A 25,990-nucleotide genomic window follows, 5' to 3' on the forward strand; every position below is an offset into this window, starting at 1 on the left:
GCTACATATTAAGGTATTTATTCAGATAGTCTGAACGTTCCTTTAAGTTTTCAATATAGGTGTCTTCTTCATGTCCTGAAACAACGTTATAACTGTATCTTCTAAATGTCTGTATGACATTATTCAGTCCGGAGTCTCCAATTTTAAGTGTAACTTGTACTACATCGCTATCCATTTTAGAAATAAAAGCTCCTAAAATCTTCGCATCATTGGATTCAACAATTTGGCTAATTTCACTGAAGGAGTAATCCTGAATCCCTTTTTCAACAATTAAAGTGCCACCAGGTTCTGCAAAAAATGGTGTTTCATTAAACCTCCCTATTATATCATTGAGCTCATAATAGCCTAAATAATTGTTCTGTTGGTCCAATACAGGCATGATGTTACATGAATGTTGGGCAAAAGTTTCTAAAACATCGAGCCAATTGGTATCTGATCTCACAAAAAAACCCTCTAAAATATGTTGGCAATCTACAATGGTCTCCTTCCCGTCAAAACAGTGTACATCAGTTTCTGACACACAGCCTAAATACACCGAGTTATTTTCAATAGGAATGTGAGAATAGGTCAATTCATTAAACAGCATTTTAAGGTCGCCTACCTTATCATTTATATTTAGTGGCTTAATGTCATTGATAATGTATTCTCTTAACGGCATGATCTCAGGTTTGTTCTTGCAAAATAATTAAAAATAACTACAAAAAGCATCATCTACTTTGTATTTTTGTTCAATAAAACAAATGCCATGACAAAGTTGAGCGTGAATATCAATAAGATTGCTACCCTAAGAAATTCGCGGGGTGGTGATGTGCCTAATGTGGTGCAATTTGCCAGAGATGTCCAAAAGTTTGGAGCACAAGGGGTCACTATTCATCCGAGACCAGATGAACGGCATATTAGATATCAGGATGTGTACGACTTAAAGCCTGAAGTGTATACAGAATACAATATAGAAGGCAACCCTATTAGACCATTTATAGATATGGTTTTAGAAGTAAAACCAACGCAAGTTACTTTAGTGCCAGATGCTGAAGATGCGATTACGTCAAATGCGGGTTGGGATACCATTAAGCACAAAGACTTTTTGGTAGATGTGATTAAGGAGTTTAAGCAAAATGGCATCCGTACCTCCATTTTTGTCGATCCGCAATTAAAACAAATAGAAGGCGCAAAAGCTACCGGCGCTGATAGGATAGAATTATATACTGAAGCATTTGCTCACCATTACGGCCTAGGCAATGAAATGTCAATTAAACCGTATACGGATTGTGCCGTGTTGGCGAATGCTTTGGGGCTTGGGATTAATGCAGGTCATGATTTATCGTTAGATAACATCAAGTTTTTCAAACAGAACATTCCTGATTTACTGGAAGTTTCCATTGGACATGCTTTAATCTCTGAGAGTTTGTATCTCGGCATTGAAAACGTCATCAATATGTATTTGAGACAGCTGAAATAGGTAGTTGGCAGTTTTCAGTCCTCAGTTTTCAGTCCTCAGTTGGCAGACATCGGTCAAAAATCAATAACCCGACCGTACCTGAAAGACAGGTTTGGGCGGGTCAATAAATATAAATCAAAAAACCATCATGAATCTTCATTCAAACATTCTAGGTAAGGGGCAAACTTTTATTTTTCTTCACGGATTTCTGGGGATGAGTGATAATTGGAAAACACTTGGCACGACCTTCAGTGAGGAGGGGTACGAGGTGCATCTTATTGACCAACGTAACCATGGCAGAAGTTTTCATAGCGATGAATTTAACTATGAAGTCATGGTAGCAGATTTAAAAAGGTATTGCGACATACATAAACTTAATGATATTGTCCTTTTAGGGCACTCTATGGGCGGTAAAACGGCCATGTTGTTTGCTGTAGAGTATCCGCAACTGGTTTCCAAATTAATTATTGCAGATATCTCTCCGCGGTATTACCCAACGCATCATGACGATATTCTTAAAGGTTTATCGGCTTTAAATTTTGACGTTCTTAAAACTAGGGGAGAGGCAGATGCAGTAATGAAACGTTTTGTGCCCGATGTTGGCACGCGACAATTTTTATTGAAGAATTTGTATTGGAAAGAAAAGGGGATGTTGGCCTTACGTATGAATCTTGAAGTCTTAAAAGATCAAGTCAATGAAGTGGGAGAGCCGTTGCCAATGCACACCAAGTTTGAAAAGGAAACCTTGTTTTTGAGAGGCGACCGCTCTGAATATATTTCTCTACAAGATGAAAATCTGATTTATACGCATTTTCCAAAAGCAAAAATTGTCACCATTGCAAATGCTGGACACTGGTTGCATGCCGAAAACCCAACCGATTTTTATAATGAAGTCAACAGTTTCTTAAAAGATGAATTATAAATTCTAAACTCCTAAACTTAAAAATATGAACTTAATTATCAGATTACTTCTAACAGCTGTGGCCGTTATCGTATTGGCAAAATTCCTTCCAGGGGTTGAAGTGGCCGGATTTACTTCGGCTATTATTGTGGCTATCGTGCTCGGGTTGCTAAACTTAATTTTAAAACCCATCTTGATCATCTTAACCTTGCCAATAACCATCCTAACATTAGGATTGTTTTTATTGGTCATTAATGCCTGTATTATTTTATTGGCAGATCAATTTATGGGCGGTTTTGAGGTCAGCGGATTTTGGACAGCATTGTTATTTAGCTTGCTTTTATCTTTTTTGCAATCGGTACTTTATTCATTGTTAGACAAAGACAAAAACTAGTCTATAAATCAAGTGTTTAAAAACTTTGTTAGGATTTAAAAAATGCTTAATTTTGCATCCCGATTTTTTAGTAGTCCAAGCGGTGTTTTAAGGAGTCCTTGTAATGCATACTTGAACTAATTCCACAAAAAATAGGAGCCCTTGTAGGTTTAAAAAATCGTTAAACATTAAAACGCCTTAGGCTTTATTAATTATAATATGAATATTACAAGAGAAAACATTGACGCATTAAATGCCGTTGTAAAAGTAGATATCGCTAAAGAAGACTATAGTGATAAGGTTGAAAAGATTCTTACAGATTACCGTAAATCTGCTAATATTCCAGGATTCAGAAAAGGACATGTGCCAATGACCATGGTTAAAAAGCAATATGGAAAAGCTGTTTTGGTGGATGAGGTTAATAAGCTTTTGCAAGATGCTCTTAACAAATATTTGACTGAAGAGAAATTGGATGTTCTGGGAAATCCATTACCTAAAGCTCAAGATGATTTAGATTGGAATGCTGATTCATTCACATTTGAATTTGAGTTAGGATTGGCTCCAGAATTTGAGGTTGACTTAAAAGGAAAAAAAGCCATTACCCAATATAAAATTGTTGCTGACGATAAGATGATTGATGGTCAGGTGGAGCATATCCGCAAACAATATGGTAAATTGATTTCTCAAGATACCGTTTCTAAAGACTCAGAAGTTACTGGAGTTTTTGTTAATGAAGAAAAAGAAATTAACAATAAAGCGACGCTCACTTTAGATAAGATTAAAAGTAAAACCGCTGAAAAGGCGCTTATTGGTGCTAAGGTTGGAGATGTTGTGACTTTGAAAACCAAAGGTTTGTTTAATGATGATCATGATTTAATGAACTTCTTAAAAGTAGCCCATGATGATGCTCACGGATTGGATGTTGAAGTCACTTTTACGGTTGAAGAAATCAACACAAGAGAGTTGGCTGATTTAGATCAGGAGTTGTTTGATAAGTTGTTTGGTAAAGGTGTTGTCACATCTGTAACGGAATTGAAAGCAAAAATTAAGGAAGATTCAGAAAAGCAATTCGCACAACAAGGCGATCAAAAATTCTTGAATGACGTGACTGAGTATTTGGTTGAAAATACAAAATTTGACCTTCCAGCCACGTTTTTGCAAAAATGGATGCAGACGGCAGGCGAAGATCAATTGGATGCAGATCAAGCTAAAGAAGAGTATGAAAACTCTGAAAAAAGTATGCGCTACCAATTGATTGAAGGCAAATTGATTGAAAAATACAATTTGCAAGTAACGTTTGAAGATTTGAAATCGTTTGCTAAAGATATGATTAAAGTGCAAATGGCGCAATTTGGCCAAATGGACCCTCAAGATAAAGAGTTAGAAGATATTGCCGCACGTATTTTGTCTAATAGAGACGAAGTGAAACGTTTATCTGAGCAATTGATGAGCCAAAAATTATTGGAATTATATAAAAACGAAGCGAATCTTAAGGTTAAAGAAATTACCTATGATGAGTTTGTAAAAGAGTTTTACAGCTAATAATTATAATTTAAATCGTTATATTTAGAGCGTAAAACTGTTAGGTTTTACGCTTTTTTTTGACATAGTAAGCGTCATTAGAATGTCTCAGAATTTATGGGGTATTAAACGAATTTAAGAACTAAAAAATATTTATGGATTACGGAAAAGAATTTGAAAAATTCGCAATAAAAGACCAAGGCATCAGTAGTACCTATTATAATCAAATCATGAACAGTATGTATCCTGTTGGATTGACGCCAAATATTATTGAAGAACGACAGATGAATGCCGTTGCAATGGACGTATTTTCAAGGTTAATGATGGATCGTATCATTTTTATGGGTACTGCCATTAATGATCAGGTGGCAAATATTATTCAAGCACAATTGTTGTTTTTGGAAAGTACAGATGCAGCTAAAGATATTCAAATTTATATCAACTCACCAGGTGGTAGCGTGTATGCAGGTTTAGGTATCTACGACACTATGCAGCTTATTAAACCAGATGTGGCCACCATATGTACTGGGATGGCAGCCTCTATGGGCGCAGTCTTATTATGTGCAGGAGAAAAAGGGAAACGCAGCGGATTGACGCATTCGCGCGTCATGATTCACCAACCTCTAGGAGGTGCTCAAGGCCAGGCTAGTGATATTGAAATTACTGCAAGAGAAATCGTAACCCTCAAAGAAGAATTGTATAAAATAATTGCAAAACATACGGGGCAAGAGTATGACAAAGTGTACAATGATAGTGATCGCGATTATTGGATGAAAGCTGACAAGGCCAAGGAATACGGCATGATTGATGAGGTCTTATCAAGTACTAAAGATAAATAATTTCAATATCTATCTAATGTGATAAGGATTGAAATGTATAATATGAGGAATTAAGAAGAGTTATGGCAAAGGAAGAATTAGAATGTTCGTTTTGTGGTAGAAAGAAGCCAGAAACCAGTTTATTGATAGCAGGATTAGATGCGCATATATGTGATAGATGTATTGAACAAGCTCATGGTATCGTTCTAGAAGAATCAAAACAAAGTGGCAATGCAGAGTTGTCTTCTGAATTGATGCTTAAAAAACCAGTACAAATCAAGAATTTTTTAGATGAGTACATTATTGGACAAGAATACTCTAAGAAAGTAATGTCAGTTGCTGTTTACAATCATTATAAACGATTGTTACAGCCTGCAACCAATGATGATATTGACATCCAAAAAAGTAACATAATTATGGTAGGGCAAACCGGTACCGGTAAAACCCTAATGGCAAAAACCATTGCAAAAATGCTCAATGTGCCTTTGGCTATTGTAGACGCAACGGTATTAACTGAAGCCGGTTATGTAGGTGAAGATGTTGAAAGTATATTGACCCGTCTACTACAGGTGGCCGATTACAATTTGGAGAAGGCAGAAAAGGGTATTGTATTTATAGATGAAATTGATAAAATTGCACGCAAGAGTGACAATCCGTCCATCACTAGAGACGTTTCTGGTGAAGGTGTTCAACAAGCATTATTAAAGTTACTGGAGGGTACAACAGTTAATGTACCGCCAAAAGGAGGGCGTAAGCATCCTGACCAGAAGTTTATTGAGGTCAACACCGAGCATATCTTATTTATTGCAGGCGGTGCCTTTGATGGTGTGGAGCGTATGATTTCAAAACGCCTGAATATGGCTGCTATTGGTTATAAGGCCGCGGCTCAAGATGATGTTATTGATGCTGATAATTTATTGCAATACATCACACCCAAAGATTTGAAAGATTTTGGTCTTATTCCTGAAATCATTGGTCGTTTGCCGGTGTTAACGTATATGGATCCGTTAGATGCCAAAACCCTAAGGGCTATTTTAACACAGCCTAAAAATGCCATAATCAAACAGTATCAAAAATTGTTTGAAATGGACGACATCAAATTTACAATTACAGATGGCGCTTTAGATTTTATAGTTGATAAAGCAATCGAATATAAATTGGGGGCCAGAGGCTTGAGATCGCTCTGTGAAGAAATCCTGACAGATGCAATGTTTGAGTTGCCTAGTGGAAAGGAGACAAAACTTCACGTTACTAAAGAATACGCTGAAGATAAGTTGGACAAAACCACTTTAAAACGATTAAAAGCGGTTTCTTAAACTTCTAGAGTCCTATAGAAACAATAAAACCACCCTTTTTTGGGTGGTTTTTATTTTTTGGATTTAAAAATTAATAGTGCAAAAACAACGATTATTTAGGTGTAATCACACCTGTAGTATTGATTGTATTAATGGGATAGCACTGCTGTATCAGCGGTATTTATAAGGTAACAATATTGTAAATATACTAGCAAAATATTAGGAATTAGCCACTAATAGTACATTTTAGTTAAACATTTATAAATTCTCGTTGTATGAATTACGGATGCCTTTTTTCTCGGCAAACTGCTTACACATTCATCTTGAGAAGTGCATCCAGATAGTTTCGGGTATTAGATAGTCGTGGTACTTTGTGTTGACCACCCAACTTATCCTGTTCTTTAAGCCAATCATAGAATAATTGATGTCTTGCAATATGGATTTTAGGACTGTTCAGCGTTAAATTATTAAAGCGCTTGGCTTCATAGTCTGAATTCAATGATTTTAAGGCATCGTCTAGCAAGGTGTTAAATTGCACCATATCTTCTGGTGGCGTTTTAAATTCTATCAACCATTCATGAGCCCCCTTATCCTTTCCGTTCATAAAAATTGGTGCCGCAGTATACTCCACAATTTGGGAGTTTGTTTTTCTACATACCTTTTTCAAGGCATCTTCAGCATTTTCAATAATTAACTCTTCACCAAAAACATTAATATGGTGTTTGGTGCGCCCACTCACCTTAATACGGTAGGGGTGTAATGAAGTAAACCGGATGGTGTCTCCAATTTTATAACGCCATAGTCCGGCATTGGTGGTAATTACCATTGCGTAATTGATATGCATCTCAACTTCTGCCAACGGAATGATGCGCTGCTCTGGGGTACCGTAGTCTTCCATAGGAATAAATTCATAAAAAATACCATAATCCAACATAAGTAAGAGTTCGCTAGAACTATTCTGATCTTGGATGGCGAAAAATCCTTCTGAAGCATTATAGATTTCATAATATCTAAAATCCTTTCGGGGTAAAATGGCCTTGTATTGGTCTACATAGGGCAAAAAACTCACCCCACCGTGAAAATAAACTTCCAAATTGGGCCAAATATCAAAGATGCTCTGCTTATTGGTGGTTTCGAGAACGTTATTCATCAATACCAACATCCAGGAGGGCACACCGGCAAGGCTCGTTACATTTTCGTTGATGGTTTCATTTACAATTGCTTGCATTTTGTGTTCCCAATCGCTCATTAAAGAGACTTTGTTGCTGGGCGTACTGCTATACTCTGCCCAAAATGGCATATTATCAATGAGAATGGCCGATAAATCTCCAAAGGCTGTTCCGTTTTCTCTGTACAATTCCTTACTGCCCCCAAGTCTTAAACTTTTTCCGGTAAACAATTGAGAGTTTTCATTGTTGTTGAGGTACATGCAGAGCAAATCTTTGCTCGCTGCATAATGGCAATCTTCTAAAGACTCATAACTTACAGGGATAAATTTGCTTTTGGCATTAGTGGTGCCGCTCGATTTTGCAAACCATTTGATAGGTGTGGGCCAAAATATGTTGTTTTCTCCCAATCTAGACCGTTCAATATTAGCTTGATTATCTTCGTAGTTTGTGATAGGGAGCCGGTCAGCAAAGGTTTTGTAATTGTTAATACTGGCAAAGTCATAAGTCCTGCCAATTTCCGTGTCTTTTGCTCTAGTTAATAGATCTTGAAGTAATTCGTTCTGAACCTCATTAGGATATTTTAAAAATAATTCGATTTGGTGAAATCGCTTTTTTAAGAACCATGAAGCAATCGAATTTACTAATGGAATTGGCATATTTATAGTATCTTTAATGACTAAAAATAATACTTTTTTTAAACAAATTCTTCTAAATAAAATTTTAAATAAATGACGTACCAAGGGGTCTTGACCAAAATGGCCACGGAGTTTTCACATCCTATCCAATACTATTTAATTTTCGAAAATGACTTTATCAATATGAATCAGTTATTGGATAAAACCATCAGCATTCAATTTGTTGGTTATCAATGTTTGAATTGTGCACTTGATAAACCTATTTTTAGGCAAGGATTCTGTAAGAGTTGTTTTTTTGACATTCCTCAAGCTGCTGATTGGATTATGAGACCAGAGTTGAGTACAGCACATTTAGATAAGGAGGATCGGGATTTAGACTATGAAAAAAGGGTGCAATTACAACCACATGTGGTTTACCTCGCAAACTCAAGTAATGTTAAAGTAGGAGTGACTAGAAAGAGTCAAGTACCTACCCGTTGGATTGATCAAGGAGCACATGAAGCTATTGAAATTGTAGAAGTGCCAAACAGGTATTTGGCAGGTATTACGGAAGTTGCCTTAAAAGCATTTGTAGCCGATAAAACCAATTGGCGTACCATGCTCAAAAATGATATTGTGGATGAAAACCTTGTAGAATGGCGCGATAGATTGCGGGCCTCCATCCCTGAAGAAGCGGCCGAGTACTATATTGCGGATAACACTGAAACCCATATTCAATTCCCAGTATTGAAGTTTCCTGAAAAGCCTAAAAGTCTTAATCTCATCAAAACGCCTAATTATCAAGGAGTACTTAAGGGCATTAAAGGGCAATATCTCATTTTTGAAGATGATACTGTATTTAATATTCGCAGTAATGAAGGATGTGTGGTTGCATTAACGGTGAGCTAATAGTTGTATTAACATTATTTTATCACGATAGACCAAAGTTGTGATCCGTATTTTTTGTAACTTAATGTAGTCTATTTGGTGCGACGCAGTTGGCGTTAGCGCTAAAAGGAATTAACTCAACGCGCAAGTCATGAAGGTTCCTGCCGTGCTTTATGTAATTATAACCACACTGTTTTTGGTGCTATTAACCGTAATGGTAGCCATGGATATGCCATTTAACTGGGTGTTTTATATGACCTGTATAGGACAAGTTTTTGTAGTGGTAATGGTTTATAATGTGCTTACAGATAATTACACAACATCTAAAACCTTTGATGATTTTTACGAAGACCATCCTATCAGAAAACAAAAAATCACATCTTAAGGATGTGATTTTTTGTGGTATAAGAAATTAAAGAAGACTACATTTCTTCTTGATCTCTTAAATTTTGTATATAAGCAGCTTTTTGTAATTGTCTTCTCTTTTTCACTGAAGGTTTAGTGAAATATTGATTCTCTCTCAAATTCTGCATCACCTTTACATTTCGGTGTTTACGTTTGTAACGTTTGATGGCGCGTTCAATGTTTTCGCCTTCTTTGATTTCAATTCTTAACATAGATAATTATTAGAGTATATAATGTATTCAAGACTATCCCAAATACGTTTTTAAAATTTTACTTTTTGAAGTGTGCTTCAATCTTCTGATTCCTTTCTCTCTGATTTGGCGGACACGTTCTCTAGTTAAATCAAAAGTCTTACCAATCTCGTCCAAGGTCATTGGCGGTTGATTGCTAAGTCCAAAATTTAACCTAATCACATCACTTTCTTTTTGTGAGAGCGTGTTGAGCGCTCTATCAATTTCCAGACTTAAGGACTCGGTCATTAAATCTCTATCAGGGTTTGGAGAATCACCAGAAGAAACCACATCATATAAACTTGAGGTTTCCCCTTCTTTTAAGGGTGCATCCATTGAGATGTGACGTCCAGAATTCTTCATAGACTGCTTCACATCCTTTACTGTCAATTCTAATTCAGTCGCAATCTCTTCAGCACTAGGCGGGCGTTCATGCGCTTGTTCCAAAAAGGAATAGGCCTTATTGATCTTATTGATCGAGCCAATTTTGTTCAAAGGTAATCTAACTATTCGAGATTGTTCTGCTAAAGCTTGAAGAATTGCTTGTCGAATCCACCAAACTGCATATGAAATAAATTTGAACCCTCTAGTTTCATCAAAACGTTTGGCTGCTTTTACCAAGCCAGCGTTGCCTTCATTAATTAAATCAGGTAACGTTAAACCTTGGTTTTGGTATTGTTTAGCGACTGATACGACAAAACGAAGATTGGAGGTTGTCAGCTTATCTAAAGCTTCTTGATCTCCTGTTCTAATACGTTGTGCCAATTCTACTTCTTCATCTGCTGTAATCAGTGGCAGCTTACTTATATCCTGTAAATATTTATCAAGAGATTTTGATTCTCTGTTTGTAACCTGCTTTGTGATTTTTAATTGCCTCATCTAGTCTCTTTTGTTTATATACGTTAACTGTAACTCTACAGTATAACTTTTTAATTGACAAAAGCAAATAAACTCACATTACTTTAACATAATTGCTTAAATCTCTTTAGATTGCAGGTTATTTGCCTCAGTTTTTATATAAAATAGCTATCAAAGTGTAAATTTTATTACGGATAGGTTCTTAATTTACCGTGTCTTTTTTCTTTTTCCGAGAATTAAAAATATCCTTTATCGTATTTTTAATTGCTTCACTTCCGGATTTTGTACTGTCTTTTTTGATGCTAGGTGTTTTTGTAGTCGTACTTGTTGAATCTTGCGATGTTGTAGGCGTTGAAGTCTGATTGGTGGTACCGCCTAGAGTACCACCAATTAAATCTTTTATTTTATCAGTGCCTTTTCCAATTAATTTCTGTTTTTCTATTTCTATCAATTGTTTTGTCAAATTAGCCACCCCACTGGTTAAATCTGTAGTCACTTTTGGGCTTGCAAATGTTCCTGAAATATTAGCTTTTACAGGAATACTTATTTTATTGACCTCATTGTCGTTAATTTTACCAATAAGTCTATTGACTTCGCTTCCTAAATATTTAGCCGGCACATTAAATACGGCATCATAGGTCATGGTGTTATCAAAACCATGAGCCCCAGAAACTACAATGTCTATATCTTTATAGGCTAAGTTAAAAGGTTTGACATTGACTTTCCCGTTAGAGAATTCTAAGTTTGCTTTAAGATCACTCAAGTCTAACTTTTCAAAATCAATAAACTTTAAGGCGCCTGCCAATGTAGATAACAACGGACTTGCATTTTCATTGATGTTTGTTGTTAATAATTCTGCTAAAGCACTACCAGAAACGGTGTTTAAATTGGGAGAGAATTCTTTGTCTAAAGTTCCTGAAATATTAATGCTACTATTTAATTTACCTTGTAAGGCTTTGGCAATTGGAGCCAAATTTTGAAGTAGTTCTAGATCAGTAAAAGATTTAGAAATGTCAAAGTTACTCGCATTTATGTTTAAATCAAACGTTGGCGTATCGGTCTTTGTACTGACATTTCCGGAAATGGCTAAAGCGCCGTCAAATATTGTTGAACTTAAATTGTTTATTGTAGCCTGCTGGTCTTTTATATGCAAAACACCTTTTACATTGTTAAGTTTCAGATTGTCATATAACACTGTATTGGCATTAGCTGTAATAGTGCATTCCAAAAATTGTGGAATTTTTAAGCCTTCTGTAACTACGGATGCTTTTTTTGACGTGGCCGCGGTAGTACTTTCTGTCTCAGTGCTCATAAAATCATTGAGCGCTAGGGTGTTTGAATTTAAATTAAAGTTGCCTTTCAAATTCACCTTTTTGCTCAACATAAAACCAATTAAATTATTGATAGTGCCCGTAGCAGTAAAATCACTTTGACCAGTTTTAGCACTAAAACTATTAAGTGTAACTGTAGACGGATTAAAAGTCATATCAGCCTTCACAATATGCAAGGGTTGGTTCATGGCATCTGAAGTAAACACTAGATTACTTATATTGGCATTTCCTGAAGCTTTGATCCGGTCATAGGCACTAGTTTCAATTGCATTCATGTCGAATGCAGTATTAAGTTTTGCTTTCAAAATACCGCTCAATTCATTTTCTAACTCTAACGGATACGCCTTTGTAAGGTTGGCTAAATTTAAAGTGCCATCAATATCGGCGTTTACCAACATATTTCCGGTTAAGTTCTTTATCAAAGCAGATGCTTTAAACACATCGCTGTCTATCTTAAAATTTAAAGTGTTTATCGCTACATAAGTGTCCTCTGAATTTCCGGTTTCATTTTTTATTTTTGTATCTATTACAATATTCTCTACTCGTTTCGGTAAATCAGGATATTTGAATGATGCATTATCAGATGAGATACTGATGTCTAATGTTGGAATAGTATTTTCAGTGACCCTCCCTTTGATGACACCATTAACATTAAAATTGCCTGTGGTCTCAACATTGTCTAAATTTTTGGCGTATTCTGCAGGCATTACTGCTAAAAAGTCCTTAAAGGAGGAACCTGTATTTTTAAATGACAGATCAATTAGTTGTCCCTCTTCAATTATCTGAACAAACCCGTCAAACTCAACAGGTAGTTGATTGATCAGTGCATTGTTTTCTTTAAATGTATATTTCTGAGTATTTAAATCCATATCGATTAAAGCATCAAGTTTTACATGGTTATTGTTTAAATAATTGATGCTATCCATAGATAAACTCACATTTGCTTCAGATTTAGTGTCTAATTCTGAAATAGCGCCTGAGAAGGTCCCTTTACCTGTATGGTTTAATTCGGTGACGTAAAATTGCAGATCTGCAGGAATATCAATATACGTTACGGCGCTTCTTTTTATGCTGTAATCTTTTATGTCAAATGAAAAACCTTCTGTAGAATCTTGTGCATTTCCACGTTCTTTGACGATATCATAATTGACATTGCCATACGCATCTGTCTTAAGTGTGAGTAAGGCCTCGTTGATATTTATCGAATTTACAATGATAGGTTCGTCTGATGTTTTAAAAAGTTCTTTAACAGACATTGTAAAGTTGAGGTTCTTGGCCGTAGCAAAGGTTTCATCTTTAAAAGGCTCAAAATTGGTGATCACTAAATCACTTACTTCTACATGGGCTTGTGGAAAACTTCTAAATAAACTTAAGCTTACATCACTAAATTCGACGTTAGCATTAAGGTTTTGATTGATAAAGTTTTTGACCATTCCCTTTATCTGCGATTGAAATACGAAAGGAAGGGCAATTAACAACACAATCAATATTAATAAGGTGATGCCGGTAATTTTAAAAAATTTTTTCATAAAATGTTATTGTTATGACTTTAATAGGGTGATAGTCAAAAAATTTAATATATATACGTATGGTGGAATGTAGTCGTTGATGGAGCTTTAAGTTTAATAAAACTTTAGCTGTTTAATATCCATAACAATTCCTTCCGTTTCCAAAAAATTCGATGAGGTAAAATTAGAGATTTTATGGTGTCAATATTGGTTTGAAAACAATAAATGCTATCGCGATGACTCTAAAATCAATACCATCAATACTTTACTATATACAAATATAGTTGAAGTGTATGGTCGTAAAAAAAAATATAAATTTAATTTATAACATTCGGTAAAGCTGCGCTTTTAAAATGATCTTTTTGGACTAAAATTTCTGATATAGTGTATTTGTTTTCTTTATTTTTGGCGGTAATTATGGATCAACCTCACTCAGTTTACATAGCCCTTGGGAGTAATAAAGGCGACAGATTAAAGCATCTGCAAGATGCCGTAGACCTTATTTTCAAAAATATTGGGAAAATCAATATAATAGCACGCGTATACAATACGCCAGCTATAGGTTTTGATCCCAACAGTATGGCGGAAGATTTTTTAAATACTTGTGTTTTTATAGAAACCCAATATGCTGCTGAAGAGGTAATGCTGAGGCTTTTGGCTATAGAAACAGCATTGGGGCGTACCAGACATTCGAGCACCGGTTATGAATCCAGAACCATAGATTTGGATGTCATATTTTATGATGATGCGGTCATCACTTCCGAATTAATTACCACGCCACATCCGCATATGCACAAGCGTAAATTTGTGCTACAACCCCTCAATGATATTGCTTCAAAAATGGTGCATCCTACATTTAATATGACAGTAGCGGAACTTTTAGAATCTACAACAGATGATAGCCCCATTGAACCAGTAAACATTTGGTTGAAAAACCCCATGAAACAATATGATTTTGGGGCTTATAATTATATCGCCATAGAAGGGAATATCGGGGCGGGTAAAACAAGCTTGGCACATCAAATTTCTAACGAGTTTAATGCCAAATTGATCTTGGAACGCTTTGCAGATAACCCGTTTTTACCAAAGTTTTATGAAGAGCCGCAACGTTACGCCTTTACCTTAGAAATGTCATTTCTTGCGGATAGGTATCAGCAAATTAGTGACGATCTATCGCAGTTGGATTTGTTTAAGGATTTTATGGTGAGTGACTATGATATTTATAAATCCTTAATTTTTTCGAAGATCACTTTGCCTGAAGATGAGTTTCGATTGTACAGAAAATTATTCTATCTGATGTATAAGGATATTGCAAAGCCAGATTTGTATGTATATTTATATCAGAACACAGAGCGCTTACAAGCCAATATTAAAAAACGCGGGCGCGATTATGAACAGAATATCGAAAACAACTATCTGGAAAAAATCAATGCGGGGTATTTGGAGTTTCTAAAAAATCAAACTGAACTCAATGTAAAAATTATAGATATTTCAGATCGTGACTTTGTTGAAAACCGTGAGGATTATTTGTGGGTGTTGGGCGAGATTTGTACGCCGGCTGAGGTTTTGTAGTATAGAGTATTAAGTATTAAGTACAGAGTATTAAGTAAGATGCTGGAATAATCACAAGCTCAAGTGCCTACATAGCTTTCTTGAACCTTATTGCTTATTGTTCTGCACTCATTTTTGCAAAAACATCCCAAACCACCACACCACAACTTACAGAAATATTTAAAGAGTGCTTAGTTCCAAATTGCGGTATTTCTATAATAAGGTCACTAGCGCTTACAACTTGTTGAGAAGCACCTTTAACCTCATTTCCAAAGACCAAAGCGTATTTTTGATTGGCCTCAGGCATAAATTCGTTGAGCATGATTGCATGTTCTGCCTGCTCAATGGACGCCACTATAGTACCGTCAGATTTTAGTTTTTTAAGAACATCAAGGGTGTGTTCAGCATATTCCCAATCCACCGTATCAGTACTCCCCAAAGCCGTTTTATGTATATCCTTGTGGGGTGGTGTTGCAGTAATGCCACACAAATAAATTTTTTCAACCAAAAAAGCATCACTTGTTCTAAATACCGAACCAATATTGTTTAAACTTCGGATATTGTCCAACACAATAATAAGTGGCGTCTTTTCAGTAGATTTGAATTCGTCCACACTTAAACGGTCTAATTCGCTATTTTTTAGTTTTCGCATATTACTTGTGTTTGCCACAGAAGGATTAGGCTCCTTTTGCTAAGTCTTTTTTTTATTAAATGTAAATAACTATTTGGGGTTGCATTTTACAAAGCCTCAAATTATAAGTACCTTAGCGGTCCTGATATTTAGGGCAAAAATACCATTTAAAACAGAAATCCATTGGCTAAGAACATAAAAAAGGAAACCCCGTTAATGAAACAATACAATGCAATTAAAGCAAAGTATCCTGACGCTTTATTGCTTTTTAGAGTGGGCGATTTTTATGAAACCTTTGGAGAAGATGCGGTAAAAACCTCTAAAATATTAGATATTATTCTAACAAAGCGAGGCGCAGGAAGTGAAAATGAAATTGAACTCGCCGGATTTCCGCACCATTCTTTAAATAACTACTTGCCTAAATTGGTAAAGGCAGGTTGCCGTGTTGCCATTTGCGACCAGTTGGAAGATCCGAAGCAAACCAAAACCATCGTAAAACGTGGTGTGACAGAATTGGTCACACCTGGTGTGGCGTTAAATGATGATATTCTGCACTCTAAATCCAACAATTTTTTGGCCGCCGTTTGTTTTGGTAAAAACCAGATTGGGGTTGCGTTTTTAGATGTTTCTACAGGCGAATTTTTAGTCTCTCAAGGCAATTCTGAATATATCGATAAGCTGCTCCAAAATTTCAGACCTAGCGAAGTGTTAATGTCAAAACCTAAGCGCAATGAATTTAAAAGTGTGTTTGGGGTCGAATTCCATACATTCTACATGGAAGATTGGGTGTTTCAAGATGATTATGCCAATGAAACTTTGCTCAAACATTTTCAAACCAAATCTCTAAAAGGATTTGGTATTGATGATCTGTTTGAGGGCATCGTAGCGGGAGGATCCGTTTTGCATTATTTAAGTGAAACGCAACATCACAAATTGCAACATATAACCACCATACAGCGTGTGACCCAAAATGACCATGTCTGGATGGATCGCTTCACCATTAAAAACTTGGAGCTGTACCATTCGTACAATCAGAATGCCGTAACCTTAATTGATGTTATTGATCGTACCATTTCGCCAATGGGAGGACGGTTGTTAAAACGTTGGTTGGCATTGCCTCTAATTAGCATAGATAAAATTTTCCAGCGCCATGAAGTTGTTCAATACCTTTATGATGATGCCATGGTGTTGAAAAAAATTCAAAGTCATATCAAACACATTGGCGATATTGAACGACTTATTTCTAAAGTAGCTACGGTCAAAATTTGTCCACGGGAAGTGGTGCAATTAAAAAATGCTTTAGAAGCTATTGTACCAATAAAAACCCTTACCCAAAACACCAATAATAAGGCCCTACAACATATTGGAGATAGCTTGGAGCTTTGTGAAGAGTTACGTCAGCGCATTAAAGCAACCTTAAATGAAGATGCGCCAGTAAATATTTTAAAAGGGAATACGATTGCTTCAGATTTTTCTACCGAACTGAAAGAGCTAAGAGCTCTGTCAACATCCGGGAAAGATTATTTAGATGCCATGTTGGAGCGTGAGAGTAAAAACACTGGCATTACATCGCTCAAAATCGCCTCTAATAACGTGTTTGGCTATTATATAGAAGTGCGCCACACGCATAAAGATAAAGTGCCTGATCATTGGATAAGAAAACAAACCTTGGTAAGTGCTGAGCGTTACATCACTGAAGAATTAAAAGAATACGAAACAAAAATATTAGGGGCTGAAGAACGTATATTGGCCATAGAGCAACAATTGTTTTCAGAATTAGTATTATGGATTGGACAATTTATAAAGCCTGTACAAAAAAATTCAGCTTTAATTGCACAGCTCGATTGTTTATGCGGGTTTGCACAGTTAGCTTTTGAAAACCAATATACACGTCCTGAAATTAATGAAAGCTATGTGTTAGATATTAAAAACGGCAGACACCCGGTTATTGAAAAGCAATTGCCACATGGCGAGGCTTATATTGCCAATGATGTGTATTTGGATAGAGAACAGCAGCAAATCATTATGATTACCGGTCCTAATATGTCTGGTAAGTCGGCAATTTTGCGTCAAACCGCACTAATTGTATTGTTGGCACAAATGGGAAGTTTTGTTCCTGCGGAGTCAGCAACCATAGGACTTACGGATAAGATTTTTACAAGGGTAGGAGCGAGTGATAATATTTCGATGGGTGAATCAACCTTTATGGTTGAGATGAATGAAACGGCATCCATTTTGAATAATATATCAGATCGAAGTTTGGTTTTGTTAGATGAAATTGGTCGTGGCACCAGTACCTATGACGGTATTTCCATAGCATGGGCCATTAGCGAGTATTTACACGAACACCCAAGCAAAGCGAAAACATTGTTTGCTACGCATTATCACGAATTGAATGAGATGACTGAAACTTTTGCTCGCATCAAAAATTTTAATGTGTCTGTAAAGGAGCTGAAAAATAATGTGCTGTTCTTAAGAAAATTGGTTGAAGGCGGTAGTGAGCATAGTTTTGGGATTCATGTAGCAAAAATGGCGGGTATGCCACAACAAGTCATCCATCGCGCCAATAAGATATTAAAACAATTGGAAAAATCGCATAGTAGTGAAGAACTTACAGACAAGGTTAGGAACCTTGAAAATGACATGCAACTCAGCTTTTTTAACTTGGATGATCCACTTTTAGAGCAAATTAAACAAGAGATTGTCAATATTGATATTGATGTGCTTACTCCTGTGGAGGCGCTCATGAAGTTGAATGATATTAAACGGATGTTATTGAAAAAGAAACGCGCATAAATTTTTTTTCTTTTTTTAGTTAAAAGGCTTTGCATTTCTAAGAAATATATTAAATTTGCCCTCGCAAACCGATAGACGTCGGTTGCAAAGTTCTTAGATTATTGAAAATAACGCGAAAATAGCTCAGCTGGTAGAGCGCCACCTTGCCAAGGTGGAGGTCGCGGGTTCGAATCCCGTTTTTCGCTCAATTCCAAAAGAAAACTAAAGTATGGATTTCGCTGCTGCGGAACATTGTTTAAACAATGAATACTTATATAGCTGCTCAAGTGGTGGAATTGGTAGACACGCCGGACTTAAAATCCTGTGTCCATTAGGACGTGCGGGTTCAAGTCCCGCCTTGAGTACGAAACCCTGATAATCATATGATTGTCAGGGTTTTTTGTTTTTTAATTGTGGGCAAAAAAAAGACCCAACTCAAGTAGGGTCTTTTTATATGTATAATTAAGTGTTGAATTAATTGTCGTCTCCAACAACTTCTTTGGCTGCACTATCAATAGCTTTGCCTGCTTCTTTAACTTCATTGGAAGCATTATCAATAGCTTTGCCAGCTTTTTCTAAGGTGCCTTCAGTTGCATCAGCAACATCATCAGCAGCGTCTTCTAACGCGTCTGCAGTGTCGTCAGCAGTATTTTCAATAGCATCTCCCATGTCGTCAGCCTTGTTTTCAGTTTCTCTACAAGAGGTAAAAGATAATCCAAGGGCTACAACCAAGACAGTACTTAATAATAATTTTTTCATATTGAATGTTTTAGTGTTAATGTGATTTACAAATTTATAAAACTTCGTGAGGTCTCCAACTAATCATTTAACATTTTTTTAAGACCCACCAAATCTTTCGTGCCTTATTTACGAATATAATTCATAATTTGGTTGACAGCACCCTGGTGTTTTTTAATATAGTTAGCGTTTAAAGAACCTAAATGTTCACGTCTCTCTTTGTTTTGAATCAATTCACTGAGTGTGAGATCCAATTCAAAACGGTTAGCTATCGATAGTACGCCACCATAGGCTATCATGTCGAAAGCTTCGGGAAACTTGTGATAATTTTGACCAATTATTATGGGTGCTCCAAAAACGGCAGGCTCCAAAATGTTATGCAAACCCGTATGGCCCATTGCCCCACCCACATAAGCAATGTCAGCATAACTGTATATTTTACTTAAAATGCCTATAGAGTCTACAATAAGCACATCAAACTCAGAAAGAATCTTGCCTTCCTTTTCAGAAAACAAAACGGTTTTTTTCTGAAGCTGCTTTTTAAAGCTAGTAATCTGCGCATTTTTAATGTTGTGCGGAGCTACAATAAATTTAACATTTTGTGATCTGTCTGAATTTATAAAATCGATAAAAAGGGCTTCGTCTTCCGGCCAAGAGCTTCCAACCACGACACATAAGCTTTCATTTTTAAAGTATTGAACAAAGGGGAGGTGGTTATCTTGTCGTAATTGGTCAGTTACACGATCATAGCGCGTGTCTCCGGCCACACTTACATTATGAAGCTGTAGTGTCTCCAACACAACTTTCGAGTTGTTGTTCTGTACAAATATATATTCAAAAGTACGCAGGGCGTCACGCATCAATCCTCCATAAAACTTAAAATAGGGTTGCTCTTGTCTAAATACAGCCGAAATTAAAATAGCTCTTAGGTTGTATTGTTTTAGGGCGTGCATATAATTGGGCCACACGTCATATTTCACGAAAATGGTCAGTTCTGGTTTTAGCATTGCTACAAAGCGCTTTGCATTGCTGTTAGTATCCATAGGAAGATAAACTACGATGTCAGCTACCGGAGTGTTTTTCCGGATTTCGTAACCTGAAGGCGAAAAAAAGGTGAGTACAATTTTATGATGAGGGTAGTCCACTCTCAAGTGTTTGAAAATTGGCAAACCTTGCTCATATTCACCTAAAGAGGCGCAATGAAACCACAGAGTCTTATCGTTGGGAGTGAGTTGGTTTTCTAGTATTTTAAAAGTTTCTCGCCGCCCCTGAACCCCTAATTTAATTTTATCGTTAAAAAGTGCGAGAATTTTCAATAAAAATTCAGCACCATAGAGCGCTATGTTGTAGAGTAATTTCAAGAAGAATGATTTGCGCTAAAATACATTTCTTTCTATTATTTTGATTAAAAATTGTTGCCCAATTTCGATATCTTTAGCTCGTAATGCGGATGGATGTAGAGCATGCATTAAAATTAAACCTATACGAATGATTGGTATAAGCGGTGCAATTTTGTAATTTTGTTCGTTTATAAAGCCTTTGGGTTTCAATTATTCATTCCTACAAATACTTAGATGAAAAACATACAAATGGTTGATCTTAAGGGTCAATATCAGAAAATCAAAGACGTTGTTGATGCGTCTATTTCGCAGGTGCTTGAAACAACAGCCTATATTAATGGTCCACAAGTACATGAATTTCAGAAAAATTTAGAAACTTATCTCAATGTGAAGCATGTCATTCCATGTGCTAATGGAACTGACGCGTTACAAATTGCAATGATGGGCTTAGATTTAAAGCCAGGCGATGAGGTCATTACCGCTGATTTTACATTCGCAGCAACTGTTGAGGTGATTGCCTTATTACAGTTGACCCCAGTATTGGTTGATGTAGACCCTAATACTTTTAATATAGATGTCGAGGCCATAAAAAAGGCAATCACGCCTAAAACAAAAGCAATTGTCCCTGTCCATTTATTTGGCCAATGTGCTAATATGGAAGCGATCATGGACATTGCAAAAGCACATAATTTATATGTAATAGAAGATAATGCCCAAGCTATTGGTGCCACCTATACCTATAGTGATGGTAAGAAGGCGAAAGTAGGCACCATAGGCCACGTAGCCTCTACATCATTTTTTCCTTCAAAAAATTTAGGATGTTATGGTGATGGTGGCGCAATCTTTACAAATGATGATGCGTTAGCTCATAAACTGAGAGGCATTGTTAACCATGGCATGTATGAGCGATACCATCATGATGTTGTGGGAGTAAATTCTCGTCTGGATTCAATCCAAGCCGCTGTTCTTAATTCAAAATTAAAACATTTAGACAGCTACAATGCGGCACGTATTAATGCAGCCAATGCATATGACCAAGCTTTTAAAGGTCATGAACATATTGTAACGCCTTTTAGAGAAGGTAGCGTAGATAATCATGTGTTTCATCAATATACCTTAAAAGTGAAAGATGTCAATAGAGATGCTTTGGTAAAACATTTAAATGAAAACGGAATTCCTTGTGGAGTATATTACCCAATTCCGCTACACCTTCAAAAGGCTTATAAAGATTCAAGATATAAGGAAGAGGATTTTACCGTAACCAATCAATTGGTCAAAGAAGTGATTTCATTGCCCATGCATACGGAGTTGAACATGGAACAAATTGAATATATTACGTCCACAGTTATTAATTTTATAAATAAGAATTCATAATGAAAAAGGTTTTAGTTACTGGTGGTTTAGGCTTTATTGGATCACATACTGTGGTAGAACTGCAAGAAAAAGGGTATGAAGTGGTAATTTTGGATGACCTCTCCAATTCTTCTATTGACGTATTAGCGGGGATTACAGCAATTACAGGAAAAGCACCAATTTTTGAGAAATTAGATTTAAAGGAAAAAGCAAAGGTTGAATCATTTTTTGAACAACATCAGGATATTGATGGTGTCATTCACTTTGCCGCAAGTAAGGCCGTTGGAGAAAGCGTTGAAAAACCATTATTATACTATGAAAACAATATCAATACTTTGGTATATGTGTTGAAATCCATATTACAATTACCAACCCAAAATTTTATCTTCAGTTCGTCGTGCACCGTATATGGGCAGGCGGATGAAATGCCAATAACAGAATCTGCCCCAATTAAAGCAGCAGAATCTCCATACGGAAATACCAAGCAAATAGGCGAAGAAATTATTAAGGATACCTGTAGAAGTAATACCACACTTAATGCTATTGCTTTGCGATATTTTAACCCAATAGGTGCACATAGCAGCACAAAGATTGGTGAGTTGCCAATTGGAGTGCCTCAAAATTTGGTGCCCTTTATCACGCAAACCGCCGCTGGCTTACGTCAAGAATTGTCAGTATTTGGTAATGATTATCCAACTTCTGATGGCACTTGCGTCAGAGATTATATTCATGTAGTCGATCTGGCCAAAGCGCATGTGGTGGCTTTAGAACGCTTAGTGAGTGGTAATAACGCTGACAATTATGAAACTTTTAATGTTGGTACTGGTACCGGAAGCACCGTGTTGGAAGTGATACAATCATTCGAAAAAGTTTCAGGTCAGAAATTAAATTACAAATTTGCGCCAAGACGCGAAGGTGATGTCATTCAGGCTTTTGCAGATACTGCTAAGGCGAACACCGACTTAGGCTGGAAAGCAGAACGGAATTTGGATGAAGCACTCTTATCTGCTTGGAAATGGGAGAAGCACCTTAGAAATATCTAAAACACACATCTATTATGAAAACATCTATCCTTCTTTGTTGTCTGTTACTGACAGCTGTGGCCTTTGGGCAAAACACCTATTTACATTGCGGTAAACTTATTGACACCAAAGAAGGGAAGATTTTAACCAATAAGACAATTATCGTCTCTGATAACCAAATTTTGGCCGTTGAAGATGGCTATACTGCCCCAAAATCTTCTGAAGATATTGTGGTCAACTTGAAGTCTAAAACGGTGATGCCAGGGTTGATTGATTTTCATGTTCATATTGAAGGTGAAACAAATCCGAGGGCATATTTAGAAAAGTATACACTTAATGACGCTGATATCGCCTTTAACGCACAACATTTTGCGAAAGTAACCTTGATGTCTGGATTTACTACCGTTAGAGATTTAGGCGGTTCAGGGGTGAATGTCGCTTTAAGAAATGCGGTCAATGCTGGTAAAGTTGATGGACCGCGCATTTTTACTGCTGAAAAATCATTGGCAACTACAGGCGGACATGCTGATCCTACCAATGGTGCCAAAAAAGGTCTTCTTGAAAGTCCTGGTCCGGAAGAAGGTGTCGTTAACGGGGTTGAGGATGCTAAGAAAGCGGTACGTCAACGCTATAAAAATGGCGCCGATTGGATAAAAATAACCGCTACAGGAGGGGTTTTGAGTGTTGCAAAAAGTGGCTTGAATCCGCAGTTTACTGTAGAGGAAATTAAAGCCATTTGCGAAACCGCAAAGGATTATGGTATGGAAGTGGCTGCACATGCACATGGCGATGAGGGCATGCAACGAGCCATTCTTGGAGGAGTCAAAACTATTGAGCACGGTACCATGATGAGTGCAGAAACCATGGCGCTTATGAAAAAGCATAACGTCTATTTGGTGCCTACAATAACGGCAGGAAAATCAGTGTCTGATAAAGCTAAAATCCCAAATTATTACCCAGAAGTTATTGTTGGTAAAGCCTTAGATATTGGCCCGAAAATTCAAGATATGTTTAGTAGAGCCTATAAGAGTGGGGTTGGTATTGCCTTTGGAACAGATGCTGCTGTTTTTGCCCATGGCGATAATGGAAAAGAGTTTGGATATATGGTGGACGCTGGAATGCCTGCTATAAAAGCTATTCAGAGTGCAACAGTAACCAATGCCATGCTGTTAAAAATGGAAGATCAATTAGGACAATTAAGAGCTGGGTATTTGGCTGATATTGTCGCCACAAATGATGATCCTACAGTAAATATCGAGACGATGACAGAAGTGGTATTTGTAATGAAAAATGGTAAAATTTACAAAAAATAGAGATTTTCTCGTTTCACATCCTCTAAAAATACTCCCATTCACTTGCGTATCTGTTAACTAAACGCTTGTATAATTACGGGTCTCATAATTAAGATACTGATTAACATGGTTTTAGCGTTACAAACTTGGTTTTTCGCTGTTAAATCCGTTTCTTTGTATGTAATGAAGCCATATTGACACTGTCTAATAAGCGCCAAATAATTAAAATCTAGTTATGGATGTAACCGGATTTGAATGGCAAATTCAATACACATTAACAAAAAAACAGAAAAGGACTTATGAAACTGATTAGTATTAAAAGAGAAACGAAACCTGAAGGAAGATTTACACCAAAAATGGGATCTTTAATCACGAACGTAACATACATTAGGAAGCAATTTCTAAGCATCCCTTACAAAACATTACATAAATATAGAGAAACGTATTACGGTGAAGTTAAAGATTGCGAAGAGTGCAACCTTGCGCATTAAATACAAAATGACATATAAAAAAAGCCTCATCAGAAATGAGGCTTTTTTTATGCATTAGCTTTTTCGAGTTTTTTCTGTTGAAAGCTAGCCACAATCAATAAAATCATTCCAAAGCTTACAGACATGTCTGCCAGATTAAAAATACCGGTTCTAAAAATACCACCTAAATCAATATGGAAAAAATCAGTAACTGAGCCATACATAAATCTATCAAAAACATTGGCAATTCCACCGCCTATAATACAGCAGAACGCAATCAGGCTTAAACGATCCAAAGTTTTATTGGTCATGATATAATACAATACACCTCCCAAAACAATCACAGGTAAGATCAATAATAGAATCCACTTTAGGGTTGGACTTAAATCGCTTCCCATGCCTAAAAATGCACCTTCGTTTTCAACTTTTGTTAAGATGAAGGATTCACCGATGAGCTCTATAACTTCATATTGGGCTATTTTGGCCCTAACTATAAATTTGGAAATTTGATCTACAGCAATATTTGCAACAATCAATAGGATGATGCTAAGGGTTCTTGAGAGTTTCATGTATTAAAGGTTAGGGGTAAAAGTTGCGGCCGCTGTTTGCGCCTCTCTGTTGATTTTCTTAACCAATCCTTGAAGCACATTTCCAGGACCTACTTCAGTAAATAGGGTTGCGCCATCTGCAATCATTTGTTGCACAGATTGCGTCCATCGTACTGGTGCCGTTAATTGTAAGATTAAATTCTGTTTGATGTCATTTTCATTCTTAACCGCATTGGCAGTTACATTTTGATAGATGGGACATTTTGGAGTGTTAAATGGTGTGTTTTCAATAGCCGCTGCTAATTCTTCACGAGCAGGTTCCATTAAGGGTGAATGGAAGGCCCCACCAACAGGTAATACTAAAGCGCGTTTGGCGCCGGCTGCCTTCATAGCTTCACAGGCACGATTAATAGCATCTACTTCTCCAGAAATTACTAATTGGCCAGGACAGTTGTAATTTGCGGCCACAACCACACCTTCTGTAGTATTACAAACTTGCTCAACAATAGCGTCGTCCAACCCTAAAACTGCAGCCATGGTACTTGGTTGCAATTCGCATGCCTTTTGCATTGCTATAGCACGTTTGGAAACGAGTTTTAAGCCATCTTCAAAGGATAACGCACCATTGGCTACCAATGCTGAAAATTCGCCTAAGGAATGACCGGCTACCATATCTGGTTTAAAATTGTCGCCTAAGGTTTTAGCTAAAATGACTGAATGTAAAAAAACGGCTGGTTGCGTTACTTTGGTTTCTTTAAGATCTTCAGTAGATCCTTGAAACATGATGTCAGTAATAGAAAAACCTAAGATGTCATTAGCTTCTTCAAATAGTTTTTGGGCTATAGTTGACTTTTCGTAAAGGTCCAATCCCATGCCTGAAAATTGGGCGCCTTGACCAGGAAATATATATGCATTCATTGT

24 protein-coding genes and 2 tRNA genes are annotated in these 25,990 nt (G+C 36.7%); 16 read left to right on the top strand and 10 right to left on the bottom strand.

Translation table 11 applies throughout. The annotated features are described in order from the left end of the window. Position 1 precedes the first annotated feature (1 nt). Positions 2–658, bottom strand: coding sequence for a CBS domain-containing protein (locus BXY82_RS06015; RefSeq protein WP_133757250.1), 657 nt, complete (start codon positions 656–658; stop codon positions 2–4). Between the two features lie 87 nt (positions 659–745). Here BXY82_RS06015 and BXY82_RS06020 point away from each other — a divergent pair, with 87 nt between their 5' ends. From BXY82_RS06020 to clpX, 6 genes are all read left to right on the top strand, one after another. Then, complete coding sequence (locus BXY82_RS06020; RefSeq protein ID WP_133757251.1) at positions 746–1,459, top strand: pyridoxine 5'-phosphate synthase; 714 nt, start codon at positions 746–748, stop codon at positions 1,457–1,459. A gap of 127 nt (positions 1,460–1,586) precedes the next feature. After that, complete coding sequence (locus BXY82_RS06025) at positions 1,587–2,360, top strand: alpha/beta fold hydrolase (RefSeq protein ID WP_133757252.1); 774 nt, start codon at positions 1,587–1,589, stop codon at positions 2,358–2,360. Between the two features lie 25 nt (positions 2,361–2,385). Continuing rightward, positions 2,386–2,733 (top strand): phage holin family protein, encoded by a 348-nt coding sequence (locus BXY82_RS06030; RefSeq protein ID WP_133757253.1) that lies wholly within the window; start codon positions 2,386–2,388, stop codon positions 2,731–2,733. 198 nt (positions 2,734–2,931) lie between these two features. Then, positions 2,932–4,254, top strand: a complete 1,323-nt coding sequence (gene tig / locus BXY82_RS06035) for a trigger factor (RefSeq protein ID WP_133757254.1) — start codon at positions 2,932–2,934, stop codon at positions 4,252–4,254. Positions 4,255–4,388: 134 nt separating this feature from the next. Next, positions 4,389–5,072, top strand: coding sequence for a ClpP family protease (locus BXY82_RS06040; protein WP_133757255.1), 684 nt, complete (start codon positions 4,389–4,391; stop codon positions 5,070–5,072). 62 nt (positions 5,073–5,134) lie between these two features. Then, complete coding sequence (gene clpX / locus BXY82_RS06045) at positions 5,135–6,367, top strand: ATP-dependent Clp protease ATP-binding subunit ClpX (RefSeq protein WP_133757256.1); 1,233 nt, start codon at positions 5,135–5,137, stop codon at positions 6,365–6,367. Between the two features lie 289 nt (positions 6,368–6,656). On the opposite strand, the gene BXY82_RS06050 is transcribed toward clpX, so the two are convergent. Further along, positions 6,657–8,171, bottom strand: a complete 1,515-nt coding sequence (locus BXY82_RS06050; protein ID WP_133757257.1) for a GH3 auxin-responsive promoter family protein — start codon at positions 8,169–8,171, stop codon at positions 6,657–6,659. Positions 8,172–8,243: 72 nt separating this feature from the next. On the opposite strand from BXY82_RS06050, the gene BXY82_RS06055 reads away from it, so the two are divergent. Continuing rightward, positions 8,244–9,038, top strand: a complete 795-nt coding sequence (locus tag BXY82_RS06055) for a DUF2797 domain-containing protein (RefSeq protein WP_133757258.1) — start codon at positions 8,244–8,246, stop codon at positions 9,036–9,038. Positions 9,039–9,168: 130 nt separating this feature from the next. Further along, positions 9,169–9,402 (top strand): hypothetical protein, encoded by a 234-nt coding sequence (locus BXY82_RS06060; RefSeq protein ID WP_133757259.1) that lies wholly within the window; start codon positions 9,169–9,171, stop codon positions 9,400–9,402. 37 nt (positions 9,403–9,439) lie between these two features. Here the strand turns inward: BXY82_RS06060 and rpsU are convergent, their stop codons facing one another. The 3 genes from rpsU to BXY82_RS06075 form a co-directional block, all read right to left on the bottom strand. Continuing rightward, a complete protein-coding gene (rpsU, locus tag BXY82_RS06065) occupies positions 9,440–9,634 on the bottom strand; it encodes a 30S ribosomal protein S21 (RefSeq protein ID WP_133757260.1) in 195 nt (64 codons plus the stop codon). Positions 9,635–9,667: 33 nt separating this feature from the next. Continuing rightward, positions 9,668–10,531 (bottom strand): sigma-70 family RNA polymerase sigma factor, encoded by an 864-nt coding sequence (locus tag BXY82_RS06070; protein WP_133757261.1) that lies wholly within the window; start codon positions 10,529–10,531, stop codon positions 9,668–9,670. Positions 10,532–10,712: 181 nt separating this feature from the next. After that, positions 10,713–13,370, bottom strand: a complete 2,658-nt coding sequence (locus tag BXY82_RS06075; protein WP_133757262.1) for an AsmA-like C-terminal region-containing protein — start codon at positions 13,368–13,370, stop codon at positions 10,713–10,715. Positions 13,371–13,766: 396 nt separating this feature from the next. On the opposite strand from BXY82_RS06075, the gene folK reads away from it, so the two are divergent. Then, positions 13,767–14,921, top strand: a complete 1,155-nt coding sequence (folK, locus tag BXY82_RS06080; RefSeq protein ID WP_133757263.1) for a 2-amino-4-hydroxy-6-hydroxymethyldihydropteridine diphosphokinase — start codon at positions 13,767–13,769, stop codon at positions 14,919–14,921. A gap of 94 nt (positions 14,922–15,015) precedes the next feature. On the opposite strand, the gene BXY82_RS06085 is transcribed toward folK, so the two are convergent. Next, on the bottom strand, positions 15,016–15,552 hold the full coding sequence (locus tag BXY82_RS06085) for an RNA methyltransferase (protein WP_133757264.1): 537 nt from the start codon (positions 15,550–15,552) through the stop codon (positions 15,016–15,018). Positions 15,553–15,714: 162 nt separating this feature from the next. Here BXY82_RS06085 and mutS point away from each other — a divergent pair, with 162 nt between their 5' ends. From mutS to BXY82_RS06100, 3 genes are all read left to right on the top strand, one after another. Continuing rightward, on the top strand, positions 15,715–18,327 hold the full coding sequence (mutS, locus tag BXY82_RS06090; protein WP_133757265.1) for a DNA mismatch repair protein MutS: 2,613 nt from the start codon (positions 15,715–15,717) through the stop codon (positions 18,325–18,327). A 112-nt stretch (positions 18,328–18,439) separates the two neighbouring features. Beyond that, a tRNA-Gly gene (locus BXY82_RS06095) sits at positions 18,440–18,512 on the top strand. A gap of 75 nt (positions 18,513–18,587) precedes the next feature. Continuing rightward, a tRNA-Leu gene (locus tag BXY82_RS06100) sits at positions 18,588–18,671 on the top strand. Positions 18,672–18,780: 109 nt separating this feature from the next. On the opposite strand, the gene BXY82_RS06105 is transcribed toward BXY82_RS06100, so the two are convergent. Next, entirely contained in the window at positions 18,781–19,065 is a 285-nt protein-coding gene (locus BXY82_RS06105; protein WP_133757266.1) for a hypothetical protein, read from the bottom strand. Positions 19,066–19,169: 104 nt separating this feature from the next. Then, positions 19,170–20,405 carry a 3-deoxy-D-manno-octulosonic acid transferase gene (locus tag BXY82_RS06110; RefSeq protein ID WP_133757267.1) on the bottom strand — a complete coding sequence of 412 codons (1,236 nt, stop codon included), beginning with the start codon at positions 20,403–20,405 and terminating at the stop codon, positions 19,170–19,172. A 213-nt stretch (positions 20,406–20,618) separates the two neighbouring features. On the opposite strand from BXY82_RS06110, the gene BXY82_RS06115 reads away from it, so the two are divergent. The 4 genes from BXY82_RS06115 (at position 20,619) to BXY82_RS15580 (ending at position 24,542) form a co-directional block, all read left to right on the top strand. Next, on the top strand, positions 20,619–21,758 hold the full coding sequence (locus BXY82_RS06115; RefSeq protein WP_133757268.1) for a DegT/DnrJ/EryC1/StrS family aminotransferase: 1,140 nt from the start codon (positions 20,619–20,621) through the stop codon (positions 21,756–21,758). Next, on the top strand, positions 21,758–22,780 hold the full coding sequence (gene galE, locus BXY82_RS06120) for a UDP-glucose 4-epimerase GalE (RefSeq protein ID WP_133757269.1): 1,023 nt from the start codon (positions 21,758–21,760) through the stop codon (positions 22,778–22,780). Before BXY82_RS06115 ends, galE begins: the two co-directional genes overlap by 1 nt. A gap of 14 nt (positions 22,781–22,794) precedes the next feature. After that, positions 22,795–24,072, top strand: a complete 1,278-nt coding sequence (locus BXY82_RS06125) for a metal-dependent hydrolase family protein (RefSeq protein ID WP_133757270.1) — start codon at positions 22,795–22,797, stop codon at positions 24,070–24,072. 278 nt (positions 24,073–24,350) lie between these two features. Beyond that, entirely contained in the window at positions 24,351–24,542 is a 192-nt protein-coding gene (locus tag BXY82_RS15580) for a hypothetical protein (RefSeq protein WP_133757271.1), read from the top strand. A 47-nt stretch (positions 24,543–24,589) separates the two neighbouring features. On the opposite strand, the gene lspA is transcribed toward BXY82_RS15580, so the two are convergent. Together lspA and fabD are read right to left on the bottom strand one after the other, a co-directional pair. Next, a complete protein-coding gene (lspA, locus tag BXY82_RS06135) occupies positions 24,590–25,090 on the bottom strand; it encodes a signal peptidase II (RefSeq protein ID WP_133757272.1) in 501 nt (166 codons plus the stop codon). A 3-nt stretch (positions 25,091–25,093) separates the two neighbouring features. Beyond that, positions 25,094–25,987: an ACP S-malonyltransferase gene (gene fabD / locus BXY82_RS06140; RefSeq protein ID WP_133757273.1), complete on the bottom strand. Its 894-nt coding sequence runs from the start codon at positions 25,985–25,987 to the stop codon at positions 25,094–25,096. Between the last annotated feature and the right edge of the window lie 3 nt (positions 25,988–25,990).

It is taken from the genome of Gelidibacter sediminis, from assembly GCF_004364975.1.
Classification (GTDB): Bacteria; Bacteroidota; Bacteroidia; order Flavobacteriales; family Flavobacteriaceae; genus Gelidibacter; species Gelidibacter sediminis.